Origin of the sequence: Serratia ureilytica, from assembly GCF_017309605.1 — a bacterium.
Taxonomy (GTDB): domain Bacteria; phylum Pseudomonadota; class Gammaproteobacteria; order Enterobacterales; family Enterobacteriaceae; genus Serratia; species Serratia ureilytica.
Window position 1 is genome coordinate 2,002,854 of sequence record NZ_CP071320.1, and the last position, 16,712, is coordinate 2,019,565.

Below are 16,712 nucleotides of genomic sequence, written 5' to 3' on the forward strand. Positions count from 1 at the left end.
GCGGCGGACGCAAAAAAAATTAAAAAAATTCTAAAGGTTGTTAGGGGAGGGCCGATACCTGAGGGGACGGTGGTTGACGCCGTGGGCAAACAAGCCCGAACCTTTTAACTGTGTTGCGAAGAACGCAACTGACTCGTAAGGAAAGCAAACAATGGCACAAGTAATCAACACTAACAGCCTGTCTCTGATGGCGCAGAACAACCTGAACAAATCTCAGTCTTCTCTGGGCACTGCGATTGAGCGTCTGTCTTCCGGTCTGCGTATCAACAGCGCGAAAGACGATGCTGCGGGTCAGGCGATCTCCAACCGTTTCACCGCTAACATCAAAGGCCTGACTCAGGCTTCCCGTAACGCCAACGACGGTATCTCTCTGGCGCAGACCACTGAAGGCGCACTGAACGAAGTTAACGACAACCTGCAGAACATCCGTCGTCTGACCGTACAGGCGCAGAACGGTTCTAACTCCACCAGCGACCTGAAATCCATCCAGGACGAAATCACTCAGCGCATGTCGGAAATCAACCGTATCTCCGAGCAGACTGACTTCAACGGCGTGAAAGTGCTGAGCAGCGATCAGAAACTGACTATCCAGGTTGGCGCTAACGACGGTGAAACCATCGATATCGACCTGCAGAAGATCGATTCTGGCAAACTGGGTCTGACTGGTTTCGATGTAACCGAAAAAGGCACCAAAATTGGCTCTGCAATTGCCGATAAAGCCATGGTTAAAGATGACACCGGTAAAGATGTTGCTTTCGACCTGGCTGAATCTTCCAAAACTGGTGGCGCTTTAGAGAAAGCGACTCTGGTTTCCGGTAAAGACAAAGACGGTAAAGAAGGTTACTACATTCAGACTACTGATGCAGCGACTGGCGCAAAAACCTACGCTACTGCGAAAATCGACGACAAAGGCGTTGTAACCAAGGGTGCTGACGTTACTGACGTTAAAGATCCACTGGCAACCCTGGACAAAGCGCTGGCACAGGTTGACGGCCTGCGTTCTTCCCTGGGTGCGGTACAGAACCGTTTCGATTCTGTTATCAACAACCTGAACAGCACCGTGAACAACCTGTCCGCTTCTCAGTCCCGTATTCAGGATGCTGACTACGCGACCGAAGTGTCCAACATGAGCCGTGCCAACATCCTGCAACAGGCTGGCACCTCTGTTCTGGCACAGGCTAACCAGTCTACTCAGAACGTTCTGTCCCTGCTGCGTTAATCGTCTCTCCCGATTAACTGTCGCAAAGAAACCCCGCTTCGGCGGGGTTTTTTTATGCTCGCGCACCGCGCGGTTATTACATGGCGCAAATAAAGCCCGTTTTGTGCGACTGTTCAGCCGATTGGCATTTCGCCCCCTACGCATAATAGCGCTGACTCTCTTATCCGCAGGTTTAAGACATAGTGAGCGATCTGTATACCGCCGAAGGCGTGATGGACAAAAATTCTCTCTGGCTGCGCTACGTCCCGTTAGTGCGCCACGAGGCGCTGCGCCTGCAGGTCAGGTTGCCCGCCAGCGTGGAGCTTGACGACTTGCTGCAGGCCGGGGGAATCGGGTTATTGAACGCCGTTGAGCGTTATGACGCCCTACAGGGAACCGCCTTTACCACCTATGCGGTGCAGCGCATTCGCGGCGCGATGCTCGACGAGCTGCGCAGCCGCGACTGGGTGCCGCGCAGCGTGCGGCGCCACGCGCGCGAGGTCGCGCAGGTGATGCGGCAACTGGAACAGCGTTATGGCCGGCCGGCGAGCGAGACGGAAGTGGCGCAGACGCTGAATATCTCGCTGGATGAGTACCGTCAAATTCTGTTGGACACCAATAACAGCCAGCTTTTCTCTTACGACGAATGGCGCGAGGAGCATGGCGAAAACGCGGAACCGATGCTGGAAGGGCATGAAGAGGCCAACCCGCTGCATCACCTGTTGGAAGGCAGCCTGCGCCAGCGAGTGATCGACGCCATCGAGGCGTTGCCGGAGCGCGAAAAAATGGTGCTGACGCTGTATTACCAGGAAGAGTTGAATCTCAAAGAGATCGGCGCCGTGCTGGACGTCGGGGAATCCCGCGTCAGTCAACTGCACAGTCAGGCGATCAAACGGCTGCGTGCGCGGCTGGCGAACGATACCTGACGGCGGGCTGCCGCCCCCTCAACTCGATGACTCATGCGACAATCGGACTGCCCCTTATGCCAGGAATACTGTTGAAGAAACGGCCGCTTAGCCGTTACCTGAAAGATTACAAGCACAGCCAGACCCATTGCTCCCAGTGCGGTAAATTGTTGGACCGCATGGCGCTGGTGTTTCGCGGCAAGATAATCAATAAAGAAGCCATCGCGCGCATGGATCAGCCGATCGACGATGCGGTCTGGCAAAACGTGCAGCATGAGCTGACCGCACTGTGCCGCTTTTGCAGCGAGATTTCCTGCAACAGCCACCCGAGCTATTTCGACATCATGGCGTTCAAGCAGTATCTGTTCGAACAGACCGAGATGAGCCACAGCACCATTCGCGAGTACGTGGTGCGGCTGCGCCGGCTGGACGAAATGCTGGTGGCGCGTAATTACCCGGCGGACAAGTTCGCCAACTGCGCCAGCCATCAGCGCATTATCGACGATCTGCCTACCGCAGCGCACAACAACTACCGCATTGCGCTGCGCAAATACGATCAGTATCTCGCCTGGCAGCGCAGCTACTGAGATTTTCCCCGGCCGCTGGGCCGGGGTCTGCGGATCCCCCCGTGATAAAGGATGATTATTCAGTTCACATCTGCTAAATCTATCGGTTATCAGATGTTGATACTCGATTCCCTGGGGGGAAGTAGTGAACCTGCAACAACAACTGGCGCAATTTCCGCGTCTGGATCTGGTTGGCGTCGCCACGCCGCTGGAAAAACTGTCCCGTCTCTCCGATTATCTCGGCCGTGAAATCTACCTTAAACGTGACGATGTCACCCCTATGGCCCTGGGCGGCAACAAGCTGAGAAAGCTTGAGTTTCTGGCTGCCGATGCGCTGAGGCAAGGCGCCGATACGCTGGTTACCGCCGGCGCCATTCAATCCAATCACGTGCGCCAGACGGCGGCGGTGGCGGCGAAACTGGGCCTGCACTGTGTCGCGCTGCTGGAAAACCCTATCGATACCCGCGCGGAAAACTACCTGACCAACGGCAACCGCCTGTTGCTCGGCTTGTTCAACGCCGAAGTGGTGATGTGCGAAGCGCTGCACGATCCGCAGCAGCAACTGGCGGAGCTGGCGACGCGCCTCGAGGCGCAGGGCTTCCGGCCTTACGTGGTGCCGGTGGGCGGCTCCAATGCGCTGGGCGCGCTGGGATACGTGCAGTGCGCATTGGAAATCGCCGAACAGAGCCAACGCAGCAACGTGGCGTTCAGTTCGGTGGTGGTGGCGTCCGGCAGCGCAGGCACCCACGCCGGGCTGGCGGTGGGACTGCAACAGCTGCTGCCTGAAACCGAGTTGATCGGCGTGACGGTCTCGCGCACCGTGATCGATCAGTTGCCGAAGGTGGAACAAATCCAGAAAGCCCTGGCCTGTTCGCTGAATATCGACGAACTGGCGCCGATCGCGCTGTGGGACGATTACTTCGCGCCGCAGTACGGCATGCCGAATGAAGAAGGCATGGCGGCGGTGCAGCTGCTGGCGCAGCAAGAGGGGGTATTGCTGGATCCGGTATATACCGGCAAAGCGATGGCCGGTTTGATCGACGGCATCGCCCAGCGGCGTTTCCGCGACGAAGGGCCCATCCTGTTCGTTCACACCGGCGGTGCGCCGGCGCTGTTCGCCTACCATCCGCAGGTGTAAATGCCGCTTGTTATTCCATTTTGAACTATATTTATAAAGTTATATTCCTTTATGCGGGCGGTCGCACTGTTAAAGTGCTGATATCAAAAAAGATAAATAACACACAGGGGTGTTTATGATGTTTGCGAAAGTTCGTCGTCAATGGTTGTTGGGCGTGGTGGGTATTGCGTTGGCCGCCGGTGTGACGACGCAAACCTACGCCGCCGATAACCTGCTGCAGCAGGTGAAACAGCGTGGCACGCTGATCGTCGGGCTGGAAGGCACCTATCCGCCGTTCAGCTTCCAGGGTGAAGACGGCAAGCTGACCGGTTTTGAAGTGGATTTCGCCAACGCGCTGGCGGAACATCTGGGCGTGAAAGCCAAGCTGAACCCGACCAAGTGGGACGGCATGCTGGCGTCGTTGGACTCGAAACGTATCGACGTGGTTATCAACCAGGTCACGCTCTCCGATGAGCGCAAGAAGAAATATGACTTCTCCACCCCGTACACCGTTTCCGGTATTCAGGCGCTGGTGAAAAAAGGCAACGAAGGCACCATCACCAAGCCGGAAGACCTGAAGGGCAAGAAGGTTGGCGTGGGCCTGGGCACCAACTATGAGCAATGGCTGCGCGCGAACGTGCAGGGCGTGGACGTGCGCACCTACGACGATGACCCGACCAAGTATCAGGATCTGCGCGTTGGCCGCATCAACGCCATTCTGGTGGATCGCCTGGCGGCGCTGGATCTGGTGAAGAAAACCGGCGATACGCTGGCGGTAGCCGGCCCGGCGTTCTCTCGCCAGGAATCCGGCGTGGCGCTGCGCAAGAACAACCCAGAGCTGCTGGCAGCGATTGACCAGGCGATCGCCGAGATGCAAAAAGACGGCACGATGGCGAAGATCTCCGAGAAATGGTTTGGCGCGGACGTAACTAAATAATGCACGAAAGTATTCAACTGGCGCTGGATTCAGCGCCATTTTTATTGAAGGGCGCAATACTGACGCTTCAGCTCAGCCTGGGCGGTATGGCGTTGGGGTTGCTGCTCGGTTTTCTGCTGGCGCTGATGCGCCTTTCACCGCTTTGGCCGCTGTCGTGGCTGTCGCGTATCTACGTGTCGCTGTTCCGCGGTACGCCGTTGATCGCCCAGCTGTTTATGATCTATTACGGTCTGCCGCAGTTCGGCATCGAGTTCGATCCTTTCCCGGCGGCGCTGATTGGCCTGTCGCTCAATACCGCCGCCTACACCTCGGAAACGCTGCGTGCGGCGATTTCGTCGATCGACAAAGGGCAGTGGGAAGCCGCCGCCAGCATCGGCATGACCCGTTGGCAAACCCTGCGCCGAGTGATCCTGCCGCAGGCGGCGCGCACCGCCTTGCCGCCGCTGGGCAACAGCTTCATCGGCCTGGTGAAAGACACCTCGCTGGCCGCCACCATTCAGGTGCCGGAACTGTTCCGTCAGGCGCAGCTGATCACCTCGCGCACGCTGGAAGTGTTCACCATGTACCTGGCGGCATCGCTGATTTACTGGGTGATGGCGACCCTGCTTTCCGCGCTGCAAAACCGTCTGGAAGCCCACGTTAATCGCCAGGATCAGGAGTAGCGCATGAGTGCCATTGAAGTTAAGCAATTGACCAAGCAGTTCAAGGGTCAGACGGTACTGCATGGGATCGATCTGGCGGTGGACGCCGGCGAAGTGGTGGCGATCATCGGGCCGAGCGGCTCGGGGAAAACCACCTTATTGCGCTGCATCAACCTGCTGGAGGAGCCGGATTCCGGCACCATTCGCGTCGGCGATATCCTGATCGACGGCAGCAAGCCGCTGAGCAAACAGAAAAATCAGGTACGAGCGCTGCGCCAGCAGGTCGGTTTCGTGTTCCAGAACTTCAACCTGTTCCCGCACCGTTCGGTGTTGGAAAACATCATCGAAGGGCCGGTGGTCGTCAAGGGCGAGGCGAAAGCCAGCGCGGAACAGCGCGCCCGCGCGTTGCTGGCCAAAGTGGGCCTGAGCGGCAAAGAGGCGGCTTATCCGCGTCGGCTGTCCGGCGGGCAGCAGCAGCGGGTGGCTATCGCGCGCGCGCTGGCGATGCAGCCGGAGGTGATTTTGTTCGACGAGCCGACGTCGGCGCTCGATCCCGAGCTGGTGGGGGAAGTGCTCAATACCATGCGCTCATTGGCGGAAGAGAAACGGACCATGGTGATCGTCACCCATGAGATGAGCTTTGCCCGCGACGTCGCTGACCGGGTTATCTTTATGGACCACGGCCGCATCGTTGAACAGGGCCCGGCCAAAGCGCTGTTCGCCAACCCGCAGCACCAGCGCACTCAGCAATTCCTCGACAAATTCTTGAATCAATAAGACGGCGGGGGAGCTTCCCCCGTTCGCATTCACTCCTTTTTCAACAATGCGTTTCGCGCGGCGGCGGCGAGAAATCCGCTGCGGCTACCGTATCCCGGATGTTACTGAACCCGAAAGTCAATGTGTCTCGTAGCGCTCTGACGCGGCTTTCAAGCAGAGTAATCCGTCTATGTTGTTATCGTCCATGAGCGATGCCCCACCCTGTAAGGATAACAAGACGCTAACGGCCGATCGGCCTGCGGACAATAAAAAACCCTGCACGAGTGCAGGGTTTGCCTAGCGGTAAGCCCATCAGGCTGCAACGCGTGCAGCCTTGAGGATGCGTTAACCGATGGTCATCAGGCTGGCGTTACCGCCGGCGGCGGCAGTGTTGACGCTCAGGGAACGTTCGATCAGCAGGCGTTCCAACAGGATGTTGGTTTCACCGTGGGCGAAGCCCTGCACCGAGACGATGGCGCCGCCGCGCTGGGCGATCTGCTCGCACAGGGTGCGCAGCTGGTCGGCATCGCCGTGGTAGATGGCGGCGTCGAACTCAACCTTGTCCTGCTGCCAGTCTTTGCTGAAGGCGATGCGCGCCTGCACATCGTTCGGCAAGCGGCGGAACAGATTGCGTTGCAGTTCCGCTTCCGGCCACAGCGCGCAGCTGCCAACCGCCAGCACGGCGGCCAGCTGGATCAGCGCGTCGGTTTCGTTATCCGCCAGGCACAGCACGCGTTCACGCGGCAGCAGGGCATAGGTGTTGCGCTCGCCGGTCGGGCCCGGCAGCGGACGTACGGTGCCGCCCTGGCCCAGTTCCGCATAACGTTGCGCCAATGCCGCCAGTTCGCCTTGTTGGCTGGTGACCGCCCACTTCTCCAGCGATTGCAGCGCGCCCAGCAGCTGCGGCCGCGCGGTGGCTTCCATCGGGCGCTCTTCGTCCTGGCGGTGCAGCGTACGTTGCAGCGCGTCGTCCGGACGGTTGGCCAGCAGACGGTACAGGTACAGCGGGCCGCCGGCTTTCGGGCCGGTGCCCGACAGGCCTTCGCCGCCGAACGGCTGCACGCCGACCACTGCGCCGACCATGTTGCGGTTGACGTACAGGTTGCCGACCTTGGCGCGTTCGGTCACCCGGGCGATGGTTTCATCGATACGGGTGTGAATGCCCAGCGTCAGGCCATAACCGGCGGCGTTGATCTGATCGACCAGCGCGTCCAGATTGTTGCGCTGGAAGCGCACCACGTGCAGCACCGGGCCGAAGATCTCTTTCTGCAGCTCGTCGAAGCTGTCGAGCTCGATCAGCGTCGGTTTGATGAAGGTGCCGCGCGCCCACTCTTTCTCATCCTGCGCGCTGCCTTTGGCGGCCTGGTACACCTTGCGGCCTTTGGCGCGCATTGCCTGGATGTGGCGTTCGATGCCGGTTTTGGCTTCGGCGTCGATCACCGGGCCCACGTCGGTGGACAGGCGTTCCGGGTTGCCCATGCGGCATTCGGCCATCGCGCCGCGCAGCATTTGCAGCGTGTGCTCGGCCACGTCTTCCTGAATGCACAGGATACGCAGCGCGGAGCAACGCTGCCCGGCGCTGTCGAAGGCGGAGGCCACCACGTCGGTCACCACCTGTTCGGTCAGGGCGGAGGAGTCGACGATCATGGCGTTCAGGCCGCCGGTTTCGGCGATCAGCGGCGTCGGACGGCCTTGCGGATCCAGACGACCGGCGATGCTGCGCTGGAGAATGCCGGCGACGTCGGTGGAGCCGGTAAACATCACGCCGCGGACGCGGGCGTCGTTAACCAGCGTTGAGCCGACGGTTTCACCCTGGCCCGGCAGCAGCTGCAGCACGCCTTGCGGAATGCCGGCTTCCAGCAGGATACGCACCGCCTGCGCGGCCACCAGCGGCGTTTGCTCAGCCGGTTTGGCCAGCACGCTGTTGCCCGCCGCCAGCGCGGCGGCGATTTGGCCGGTGAAGATCGCCAGCGGGAAGTTCCACGGGCTGATACAGACCACCGGGCCCAGCGGGCGATGGCTGTCGTTGGCGAAATCGTCGCGTACCTGGCCGGCGTAGTAGTGCAGGAAATCGACCGCTTCACGCACTTCGGCGATGGCGTTGTTGAAGGTTTTACCCGCTTCGCGCACCAGAATGCCCAGCAGGCTTTGCAGCTGGCTTTCCATCAGCTCGGCGGCGCGTTCGAGGATCGCGGCGCGCTCCGTCGGCGGTGTTGCGAACCAGATTGGGCCGGCGGCCGCGGCGGCGTCGAGCGCGCGGCTGACTTCGCCTTCGGTGGCTTCACGCACGTAGCCGACCACATCGCCCGGTTCGGCCGGGTTGATCACCGGCTGTTCGACGCCCTGATCCAACTCGGCGTCGATGATCGGTTCCGCGCGCCATGGATGGCTGGCGCTGGTGAGCAGGGCGCTGGACAGCGAAGCCAGACGCTGTTCGTTGGACAGATCCAGACCGCTGGAGTTGGTGCGCTTCTCGCCGTACAGCTCGCGCGGCAGCGGGATGCGCGGATGCGGCAGGCCAATTTGACCTTCGCTGGCCGCCAGCGCTTCCACGGCGCTGACCGGATCGGCCACCAGCTCGTCGAGTGGCAGGGTGGCGTCGGCGATGCGGTTGACGAACGAGGTATTGGCGCCGTTTTCCAGCAGGCGGCGCACCAGGTAAGCCAGCAGCGTTTCATGGGTGCCGACCGGCGCGTAGATGCGGCAAGGGCGGTTCAGTTTGCCGTCGGCCACTTTGCCCACCACCTGTTCGTACAGCGGTTCACCCATGCCGTGCAGGCACTGGAACTCATACTGACCAGGGTAGTAGTTGTTGCCGGCCAGGTGATAAATGGCGCTCAGCGTATGGGCGTTGTGGGTCGCGAACTGCGGATAGATAAGGTTCGGCACCGACAGCAGCTTGCGGGCGCAGGCCAGATAGGAAACGTCGGTGTACACCTTGCGGGTGTATACCGGGTAGCCTTCCAGGCCGTCCATCTGGGCGCGTTTGATTTCGCTGTCCCAGTAGGCGCCTTTCACCAGACGGATCATCAGGCGACGGCGGCTGCGTTGCGCCATGTCGATCACAGCGTCGATGGCGAACGGACAGCGTTTCTGGTAGGCCTGAATCACGAAGCCGATGCCGTTCCAGCCGGCCAACTGCGGTTCGAAGCACAGCTTCTCGAGCAGATCGAGCGAGATCTCCAGACGGTCGGCCTCTTCGGCGTCGATATTGATGCCGATATCGTACTGGCGTGCCTGCAGGGTCAGCGACAGCAGGCGCGGGTAAAGCTCTTCCATCACGCGTTCGTACTGCGCGCGGCTGTAGCGCGGGTGCAGGGCGGACAGCTTGATGGAGATGCCGGGGCCTTCATAGATGCCGCGGCCGTTGGAGGCTTTGCCGATGGCGTGGATAGCCTGCTGATAGGAAACCAGGTAGGCCTGGGCGTCGGCTTCGGTCAGGGCGGCTTCCCCCAGCATGTCGTAGGAGTAGCGGAAGCCTTTTTCTTCCAGCTTGCGCGCGTTGGCCAGCGCCTCGGCGATGGTTTCGCCGGTCACGAACTGTTCGCCCATCAGGCGCATCGCCATGTCCACGCCTTTGCGGATCAGCGGCTCGCCGCTCTTGCTGATAATGCGGTTCAGCGAGCGGGACAGATTGGCTTCGTTATGGGTCGACACCAGCTTGCCGGTGAACAGCAGGCCCCAGGTGGCGGCGTTGACGAACAGCGACGGGCTGCGCCCCAGGTGCGAGTGCCAGTTGCCGTTGCTGATCTTGTCGCGGATCAGGGCATCGCGGGTCGGTTTGTCCGGAATGCGCAGCAGCGCTTCCGCGAGGCACATCAGCGCTACGCCTTCCTGCGAGGAGAGGGAGAACTCTTGCAGCAGGCCTTGCACCATGCCGGCGCGGCCGTTTGCACTTTTTTGGTTACGCAACTTCTCGGCGATACCGTAGGCCATTTTGTGAGTAGCCTGTGCAAGATCGGCGGGTAATCGCGCCTGTTCGAGCAACATCGGCACCGCTTCGGTCTCCGGGCGGCGATACGCGGCGGTGATGGCGGCGCGGGTCACCGACTGCGGCAGAATTTGTTCGGCGAAATCGAGGAATGGCTGGTGTGACTCTTCCTGCGCTTGCGGCATAATGTCGTCCGCTTCAGGCTGGCCCGCTGCGGCCAGCGCTGGAATTTCAGGAATATCGGTACCGCTCTCGAGACGCTCGAGGTAATTAAAGATGGCCTGCTTGATGAGCCAGTGCGGCGTGCGATCGATGCGCTGCGCGGCGCTCTTGATCCGGTCGCGTGTTGCCTCGTCGAGTTTCACGCCCATTGTGGTAGTGCCCATGCCTGTCCAACTCCTGTGTTTAGAACCTATCCCATCAGGCTAGACAAACAGCAGGCCGGAAAGCCTGTTGGGATAGGTTCGTGAGATGTGTGGTGTCAAGAATGCAGACAATATCCTGCATGTTGCAACTTTGTGCAACCTTGTTAAATCAGGCGGATGAGCGAAGTGTGAGTTTCATCGATTTTTTAACACGGGCAGTTGGCACGAATGTTGCGTTATTGAGCGAACGCGGCGGGGTTAATGATGCCGCAGGCGCTTTACCTTGCGGTATATAAGGGTAATAGCAGGGTGCAACTCATTTTGCTTGTCGTGAGTGCAACCTTTGAGCCCGGTAAATGTGACGCAGGGTAAACTTTGTGTAACTTTGTTGTTAAATATCTTGTTGGTTGATGAAAGGCTCATCTAGGATAACCGACGGTCAACAATTACGGGCAGAAACTATTTTACCTGCACTTGCTCGCAGGCTGCGCCACGTTCCGGCGCGGCGGCCAGTGAAATGCATTGCGCGTGGGTTTACCGGCGCCGGCTTGGCCGGAGCGAAACGCGAATAATAATGAAAGTGGAGAATTAAATGACAATGAGCACACCTATGCTGGTGACCTTCCTGGTATACATTTTCGGGATGGTGCTGATCGGCCTGCTTGCCTACCGGGCAACCAATAACTTTGATGACTATATTCTCGGCGGCCGCAGTCTGGGCAGCGTGGTGACCGCGCTGTCCGCCGGCGCTTCCGACATGAGCGGCTGGCTGCTGATGGGCCTGCCAGGCGCCATCTTCCTCTCCGGCATCTCCGAAAGTTGGATCGCCATCGGCCTGACCATCGGCGCTTACCTGAACTGGAAGCTGGTGGCAGGAAGGCTGCGCGTGCATACCGAAGCCAACAACAATGCCCTGACGCTGCCGGATTATTTCACCAGCCGTTTTGAAGACAACAGCAAGCTGCTGCGGGTGATCTCGGCCATCGTCATCCTGGTGTTCTTCACCATTTACTGCGCCTCCGGCATCGTGGCCGGCGCGCGTCTGTTCGAAAGTACCTTCGGCATGAGCTACGAAACCGCCCTGTGGGCCGGCGCCGCGGCGACCATCCTGTATACCTTCATCGGCGGTTTCCTGGCGGTGAGCTGGACCGACACCGTGCAGGCCAGCCTGATGATTTTCGCGCTGATCCTGACCCCGGTGATCGTGATCTTCGCCGTCGGCGGCATCGATACCTCGATGCTGGTGATCCAGGCGCAGAACCCGGCCAACCTCGACATGCTGAAGGGGCTGAACTTCGTCGCCATCCTGTCGCTGCTGGGTTGGGGCCTGGGCTACTTCGGCCAGCCGCACATCCTGGCGCGTTTCATGGCGGCGGATTCTCACCGCACCATCCGCAGCGCGCGCCGCATCAGCATGACCTGGATGATCCTGTGCCTGGCCGGCACCATCGCCGTCGGTTTCTTCGGTATCGCTTACTTTGCCAATAACCCGGATCAGGCCGGCAACGTGTCGCAAAACGGCGAGCGCGTGTTCATCGAACTGGCGATGCTGCTGTTCAACCCATGGGTGGCGGGCGTGCTGCTGTCGGCGATTTTGGCGGCGGTTATGAGTACCCTGAGCTGCCAACTGCTGGTCTGTTCCAGCGCAATCACCGAAGACCTGTACAAAGCGTTCCTGCGCAAAGGCGCCAGCCAGCGTGAACTGGTGTGGGTCGGCCGCGTCATGGTGCTGGTGGTGGCGTTGGTCGCCATCGCGCTGGCGGCCAACCCGGAGAACCGCGTGCTGGGCCTGGTGAGCTACGCCTGGGCCGGTTTCGGCGCCGCCTTCGGCCCGGTAGTGCTGATCTCGGTGATGTGGTCGCGCATGACCCGCAACGGCGCGCTGGCCGGCATGTTGGTCGGCGCGGTGACGGTGATCGTCTGGAAACAGTACGAATGGCTGGGCCTGTACGAAATCATCCCGGGCTTCATCCTGGGCTGTCTGGCCATTGTGGTGGTGAGCCTGATGGGCCGCCAGCCGTCTTCCACCATGACCGAACGTTTCGATCAGGCGGAAGCCGAATACAAAACGGTATAACGCCGTTCACTGTCAGTCAGCAAGGGGCGCTCAGAGCGCCCCTTCTTTTTGCCTGTTCGCCACTGTCATTCAGCTGTAACACCTGGCGACATTTGATTAGAAAAAATCACGCTTGCGCCTCTTGTATTTCTTTTTGGCAGAATGATAATCACTCTCGTTGTATTTTACGTTTCTTTACATACTCGCCGCGGCTCATTGCGAGCCGGTTTTCTCTGCCGCCGCGGTCTTTTCAGGGGTGATTAGTTATGTTCGTTCCCTTTCTTATCATGTTCCGTGAGGGGCTGGAGGCCGCGCTGATCGTCAGCCTGATCGCCAGCTACCTGAAGCGCACGCAGCGCAGCCAATGGCTGGGCGCGGTGTGGATCGGCGTGATTGTCGCGGCGGCGCTGTGTCTGGCGCTCGGCATCTTCATCAATGAGACCACCGGCGAGTTCCCGCAGAAACAGCAGGAGCTGTTCGAAGGCATCGTGGCGGTGGTGGCGGTGCTGATCCTCACCTATATGGTGTTCTGGATGCGCAAAGTCTCCAGGTCGGTCAAGGTACATCTGGAAGGGGCGATCGATCAGGCGCTCAGCGCCGGTAAAGGGCAGGGGTGGGCGCTGGTGGCGATGGTGTTCTTCGCCGTCGCTCGCGAAGGGTTGGAGTCGGTATTCTTCCTGCTGGCGGCGTTTCAGCAAGACGTGGGCGCCGCAGCGCCGATCGGTGCGGTGCTCGGCCTGGTCGCCGCCATTGTGCTGGGCATGATGATTTACTGGGGCGGGGTGAAGCTGCATCTGGCCAAATTCTTCAAATGGACCAGCCTGTTCATTCTGTTCGTCGCCGCCGGGCTGGCCGCCGGGGCGATCCGCGCCTTCCACGAAGCCGGTCTGTGGAACCACTTTCAGGACATCGCCTTCGATTTCAGCAGCACCCTGTCGACCCATTCGCTGTTCGGCACCCTGCTGGAAGGCATCCTCGGTTATCAGGAAGCGCCGACGGTCAGCGAAGTGGCGGTCTACTTCCTGTATTTGATCCCGGCGCTGATTTTCTTCTTTCTGCCGCAGCGCGCGGAGCCGGCAGCGGCCCCGGCGCAACGTAAAATCAATCATTAATGTTTAATAGGGAATCTCGTATGTCTACTCCGTTATTTCGCCGCAAGGCGTTGCACGCAGCATTACTGGCTATCCCGGCGTTTGCGCTGAGCATCGACGCCTTGGCGGCGGACGTGCCGCAGGTCAAGGTCACGGTCAACGACAAGCAGTGCGAACCGATGCAGCTGACGGTGCCGGCCGGCAAGACGCAGTTTGTGGTGCACAACACCAGCCAGAAAAACGTCGAATGGGAAATCCTGAAAGGGGTGATGGTGGTGGAAGAGCGTGAGAACATCGCGCCGGGCTTTACCCAGAAAATGACCGCCACGCTGGAGGCGGGCGAATATGACATGACCTGCGGGCTGCTCAGCAACCCGAAAGGCAAACTGACTGTCACCGCAGCGGCCAACGGCGCCACCGACGGCAAGCCGAACGCGCTGGACCTGGTCGGCCCGATTGCCGAATACAAGGTTTACGTCACCAAAGAAGTCGATGGGTTGGTGAAACAGACCAAGCTGTTTACCGACGCGGTGAAGGCCGGCAACGTGGAACAAGCGCGCAAGCTGTATGCGCCGACCCGCCAGCACTATGAGCGCATCGAGCCGATCGCCGAGCTGTTCTCCGATCTGGACGGCAGCATCGACGCCCGCGAAGACGACTACGAGAAGAAATCGGCGGATCCGAACTTCACCGGTTTCCACCGTCTGGAGAAGGCGCTGTTTGCCGACAACTCAACCAAAGACATGGGTAAATATGCCGATCGTCTGTATCACGACACCGTAGAACTGCAAAAGCGCGTGAGTGAACTGACCTTCCCGCCGAGCAAAGTGGTGGGCGGCGCCGCCGGGCTGATCGAAGAGGTGGCGGCCAGCAAAATCAGCGGTGAAGAAGACCGCTACAGCCGCACCGATTTGTGGGATTTCCAGGCCAACGTCGACGGCGCGCAGAAGATAGTCAACCTGCTGCGTCCTTTGCTGGTCAAGGCCAATAAGCCGCTGCTGGACAAGATCGACGCCAACTTCAAAACCGTGGACACCATCTTGGCGAAGTACCAAACCAAAGACGGCTATGAGTCCTATGAGAAGCTGACCGATGCCGATCGCAATGCGTTGAAAGGGCCGATCACCACGTTGGCGGAAGATCTTTCCCAACTGCGCGGCGTATTGGGTCTGGACTGAGGCATACGGTTATGAGCAACAAGGCAGGCCCGAATAACGGGCCGCATCCGCACTCTCAGGGAGCGGCGTCGCCTTCGCGGCGCCGTTTGCTGCAAGGGCTGGGGCTGGGCGCGCTGGCGTTGGGCGGCAGCCGCCTGGCGCAGGCGGCTGGTAACGCGGCGGAGCCGTTGGCGACGCCGCAGGATGAGCGCTGGCAGAAACAGCCGTTTTATGGCCGCCATCAGGCCGGGGTGCTGACCCCGCAACAGGCGGCGATGATGCTGGTGGCGTTCGACGTGCTGGCGACCGACAAGACGGGCCTGGAGCGCCTGTTCCGGCTGCTGACCGATCGCATCGCTTTCCTGACCCACGGTGGCAAGGCGCCGGAGGTGGACGCCAAGCTGCCGCCGCTCGATTCCGGCATCATGGGGCCGGAGATTTACCCGGACAACCTGACCATCACCGTCTCGGTTGGCGCATCGCTGTTCGACGAACGTTTTGGTCTACAGGCGCACAAACCGCTGCGGTTGCAGAAGATGACGCGCTTCCCCAACGATGCACTGGACGCCGCGCTTTGCCACGGCGACCTGCTGCTGCAGATCTGCGCCAACACCAACGAAACCGCTCTCCACGCGCTGCGCGACATCATTAAGCATTCGCCGGATCTGCTCAGCGTGCGCTGGAAGCGGGAAGGGTTTATCTCCGCGCACGCGGCGCGCAGCAAAGGCAAAGAGACGCCGATCAACCTGTTGGGGTTCAAAGACGGCACCGCTAACCCGAAAACCGACGACAAGCCGCTGATGGATAAAGTGGTGTGGGTCGGCGACAGCGTCGGTGAACCGGCGTGGACGGCGGGCGGCAGCTATCAGGCGGCGCGTATTATTCGTTTCCGCGTCGAGTTTTGGGATCGCACGCCGCTGCAGGAGCAGGAAACCATTTTCGGCCGCGAGAAGCACAGCGGCGCGCCGCTGGGCATGAAGCATGAACATGACGAGCCGAATTACGCGAACGATCCCGACGGCAAGGTGATCCCGATGGACGCGCACATTCGCTTGGCTAACCCACGCACGCCGGAAAGCCAAAGCAATCTGATGCTGCGACGCGGCTACAGCTATTCACTGGGGGTATCCAATGCCGGCCAGCTGGAAATGGGGCTGCTGTTCGTCTGCTATCAGGCCGATCTGGAGAAAGGTTTCCTGACGGTGCAAAAAAGGCTGAACGGCGAAGCGCTGGAGGAATACATCAAGCCGATTGGCGGCGGGTATTTCTTCGTGCTGCCGGGCGTGAAAGAACGCGGCGATTATTTGGCCAGCGGCCTGCTCAAGGCCTGAACCCGCAATGACGAGGCGGGCTCGCCTGCCTCGTTTTACGTTGACTTGCCTATTGTGCGGGACATTAAGCGACGGAGTTCAATTCAATCCGTCGCCTGCGGATTAAAAAATCTGAAGGGCACGCCGACTTTTGGTTGTGCAAAATTTAATCAAGAAACCAAAGTGTCATTCGCGGTTTTTAATTGTAATTCGTTGAAATTTATATGTTAAAAATTTTTATGGAATGACGTGTCGCGCGTGATATAGTGTTTTAGCGATAACTAAAAACCAAACATATAAAATTTTTTTACATTTTAGTAACGCGACAGGATTGAATGTCATTATACTGTAATCATCTGGCGGTAGTTTTCACACGGTGCACAGCTTGAAGCTGTAAATATCACTGCGGGGATCGCTAATGGTAAAGTCCTTGGTTGGGCTGGAAAGAAAAAATAACACATCTCCCCTGATTTCTCGTTGTAACGAGGGTTCTCTCTCCGACTCTCTTTTACCGGCAACTCCGCACTCTTATCGCTACCGAATCTCACCACTTTTTACTCCACGTTTATTGATGCAGTCCGCGTTGTCCCGTGAAGCAACGGCGCTTAAACGTTGCCGTCAATTCACATTGTCCCTTGGCTCTTATTGGCTCGGAGGAGGCCAAAACCTAATACGTGTGTGA

General features: G+C 59.4%; 12 protein-coding genes. 11 read left to right on the plus strand and 1 reads right to left on the minus strand.

The window, feature by feature from the left end:
• The first annotated feature begins 151 nt into the window (after window positions 1-151).
• The 7 genes from J0X03_RS09290 (at window position 152) to tcyN (ending at window position 6,141) form a co-directional block, all read left to right on the plus strand.
• On the plus strand, window positions 152-1,219 hold the full coding sequence (locus J0X03_RS09290) for a flagellin FliC (RefSeq protein ID WP_033643502.1): 1,068 nt from the start codon (window positions 152-154) through the stop codon (window positions 1,217-1,219).
• Between the two features lie 182 nt (window positions 1,220-1,401).
• Complete coding sequence (locus tag J0X03_RS09295; protein ID WP_004934752.1) at window positions 1,402-2,124, plus strand: RNA polymerase sigma factor FliA; 723 nt, start codon at window positions 1,402-1,404, stop codon at window positions 2,122-2,124.
• A 56-nt stretch (window positions 2,125-2,180) separates the two neighbouring features.
• Complete coding sequence (gene fliZ, locus J0X03_RS09300) at window positions 2,181-2,690, plus strand: flagella biosynthesis regulatory protein FliZ (RefSeq protein WP_033643501.1); 510 nt, start codon at window positions 2,181-2,183, stop codon at window positions 2,688-2,690.
• A 124-nt stretch (window positions 2,691-2,814) separates the two neighbouring features.
• Window positions 2,815-3,807 (plus strand): D-cysteine desulfhydrase, encoded by a 993-nt coding sequence (locus tag J0X03_RS09305; protein WP_033643500.1) that lies wholly within the window; start codon window positions 2,815-2,817, stop codon window positions 3,805-3,807.
• Window positions 3,808-3,922: 115 nt separating this feature from the next.
• On the plus strand, window positions 3,923-4,723 hold the full coding sequence (gene tcyJ / locus J0X03_RS09310; protein WP_089197172.1) for a cystine ABC transporter substrate-binding protein: 801 nt from the start codon (window positions 3,923-3,925) through the stop codon (window positions 4,721-4,723).
• Window positions 4,723-5,385: a cystine ABC transporter permease gene (gene tcyL, locus J0X03_RS09315; RefSeq protein ID WP_025303237.1), complete on the plus strand. Its 663-nt coding sequence runs from the start codon at window positions 4,723-4,725 to the stop codon at window positions 5,383-5,385. Before tcyJ ends, tcyL begins: the two co-directional genes overlap by 1 nt.
• Window positions 5,386-5,388: 3 nt before the next feature.
• Complete coding sequence (gene tcyN, locus J0X03_RS09320; protein ID WP_160204378.1) at window positions 5,389-6,141, plus strand: L-cystine ABC transporter ATP-binding protein TcyN; 753 nt, start codon at window positions 5,389-5,391, stop codon at window positions 6,139-6,141.
• A gap of 324 nt (window positions 6,142-6,465) precedes the next feature.
• Here tcyN and putA read toward each other — a convergent pair whose 3' ends face one another.
• The gene (putA, locus tag J0X03_RS09325; protein ID WP_046896608.1) at window positions 6,466-10,437 is read right to left on the minus strand and encodes a trifunctional transcriptional regulator/proline dehydrogenase/L-glutamate gamma-semialdehyde dehydrogenase; all 3,972 of its coding nucleotides are present in this window, start codon (window positions 10,435-10,437) and stop codon (window positions 6,466-6,468) included.
• Between the two features lie 571 nt (window positions 10,438-11,008).
• Here putA and putP point away from each other — a divergent pair.
• The 4 genes from putP (at window position 11,009) to efeB (ending at window position 16,051) form a co-directional block, all read left to right on the plus strand.
• A complete protein-coding gene (putP, locus tag J0X03_RS09330) occupies window positions 11,009-12,493 on the plus strand; it encodes a sodium/proline symporter PutP (RefSeq protein WP_033643494.1) in 1,485 nt (494 codons plus the stop codon).
• A 245-nt stretch (window positions 12,494-12,738) separates the two neighbouring features.
• Window positions 12,739-13,584, plus strand: a complete 846-nt coding sequence (gene efeU, locus J0X03_RS09335) for an iron uptake transporter permease EfeU (protein ID WP_033643493.1) — start codon at window positions 12,739-12,741, stop codon at window positions 13,582-13,584.
• Between the two features lie 20 nt (window positions 13,585-13,604).
• Entirely contained in the window at window positions 13,605-14,741 is a 1,137-nt protein-coding gene (gene efeO, locus J0X03_RS09340) for an iron uptake system protein EfeO (protein WP_033643491.1), read from the plus strand.
• Between the two features lie 11 nt (window positions 14,742-14,752).
• Entirely contained in the window at window positions 14,753-16,051 is a 1,299-nt protein-coding gene (efeB, locus tag J0X03_RS09345) for an iron uptake transporter deferrochelatase/peroxidase subunit (protein WP_160204377.1), read from the plus strand.
• Window positions 16,052-16,712: the final 661 nt, after the last annotated feature.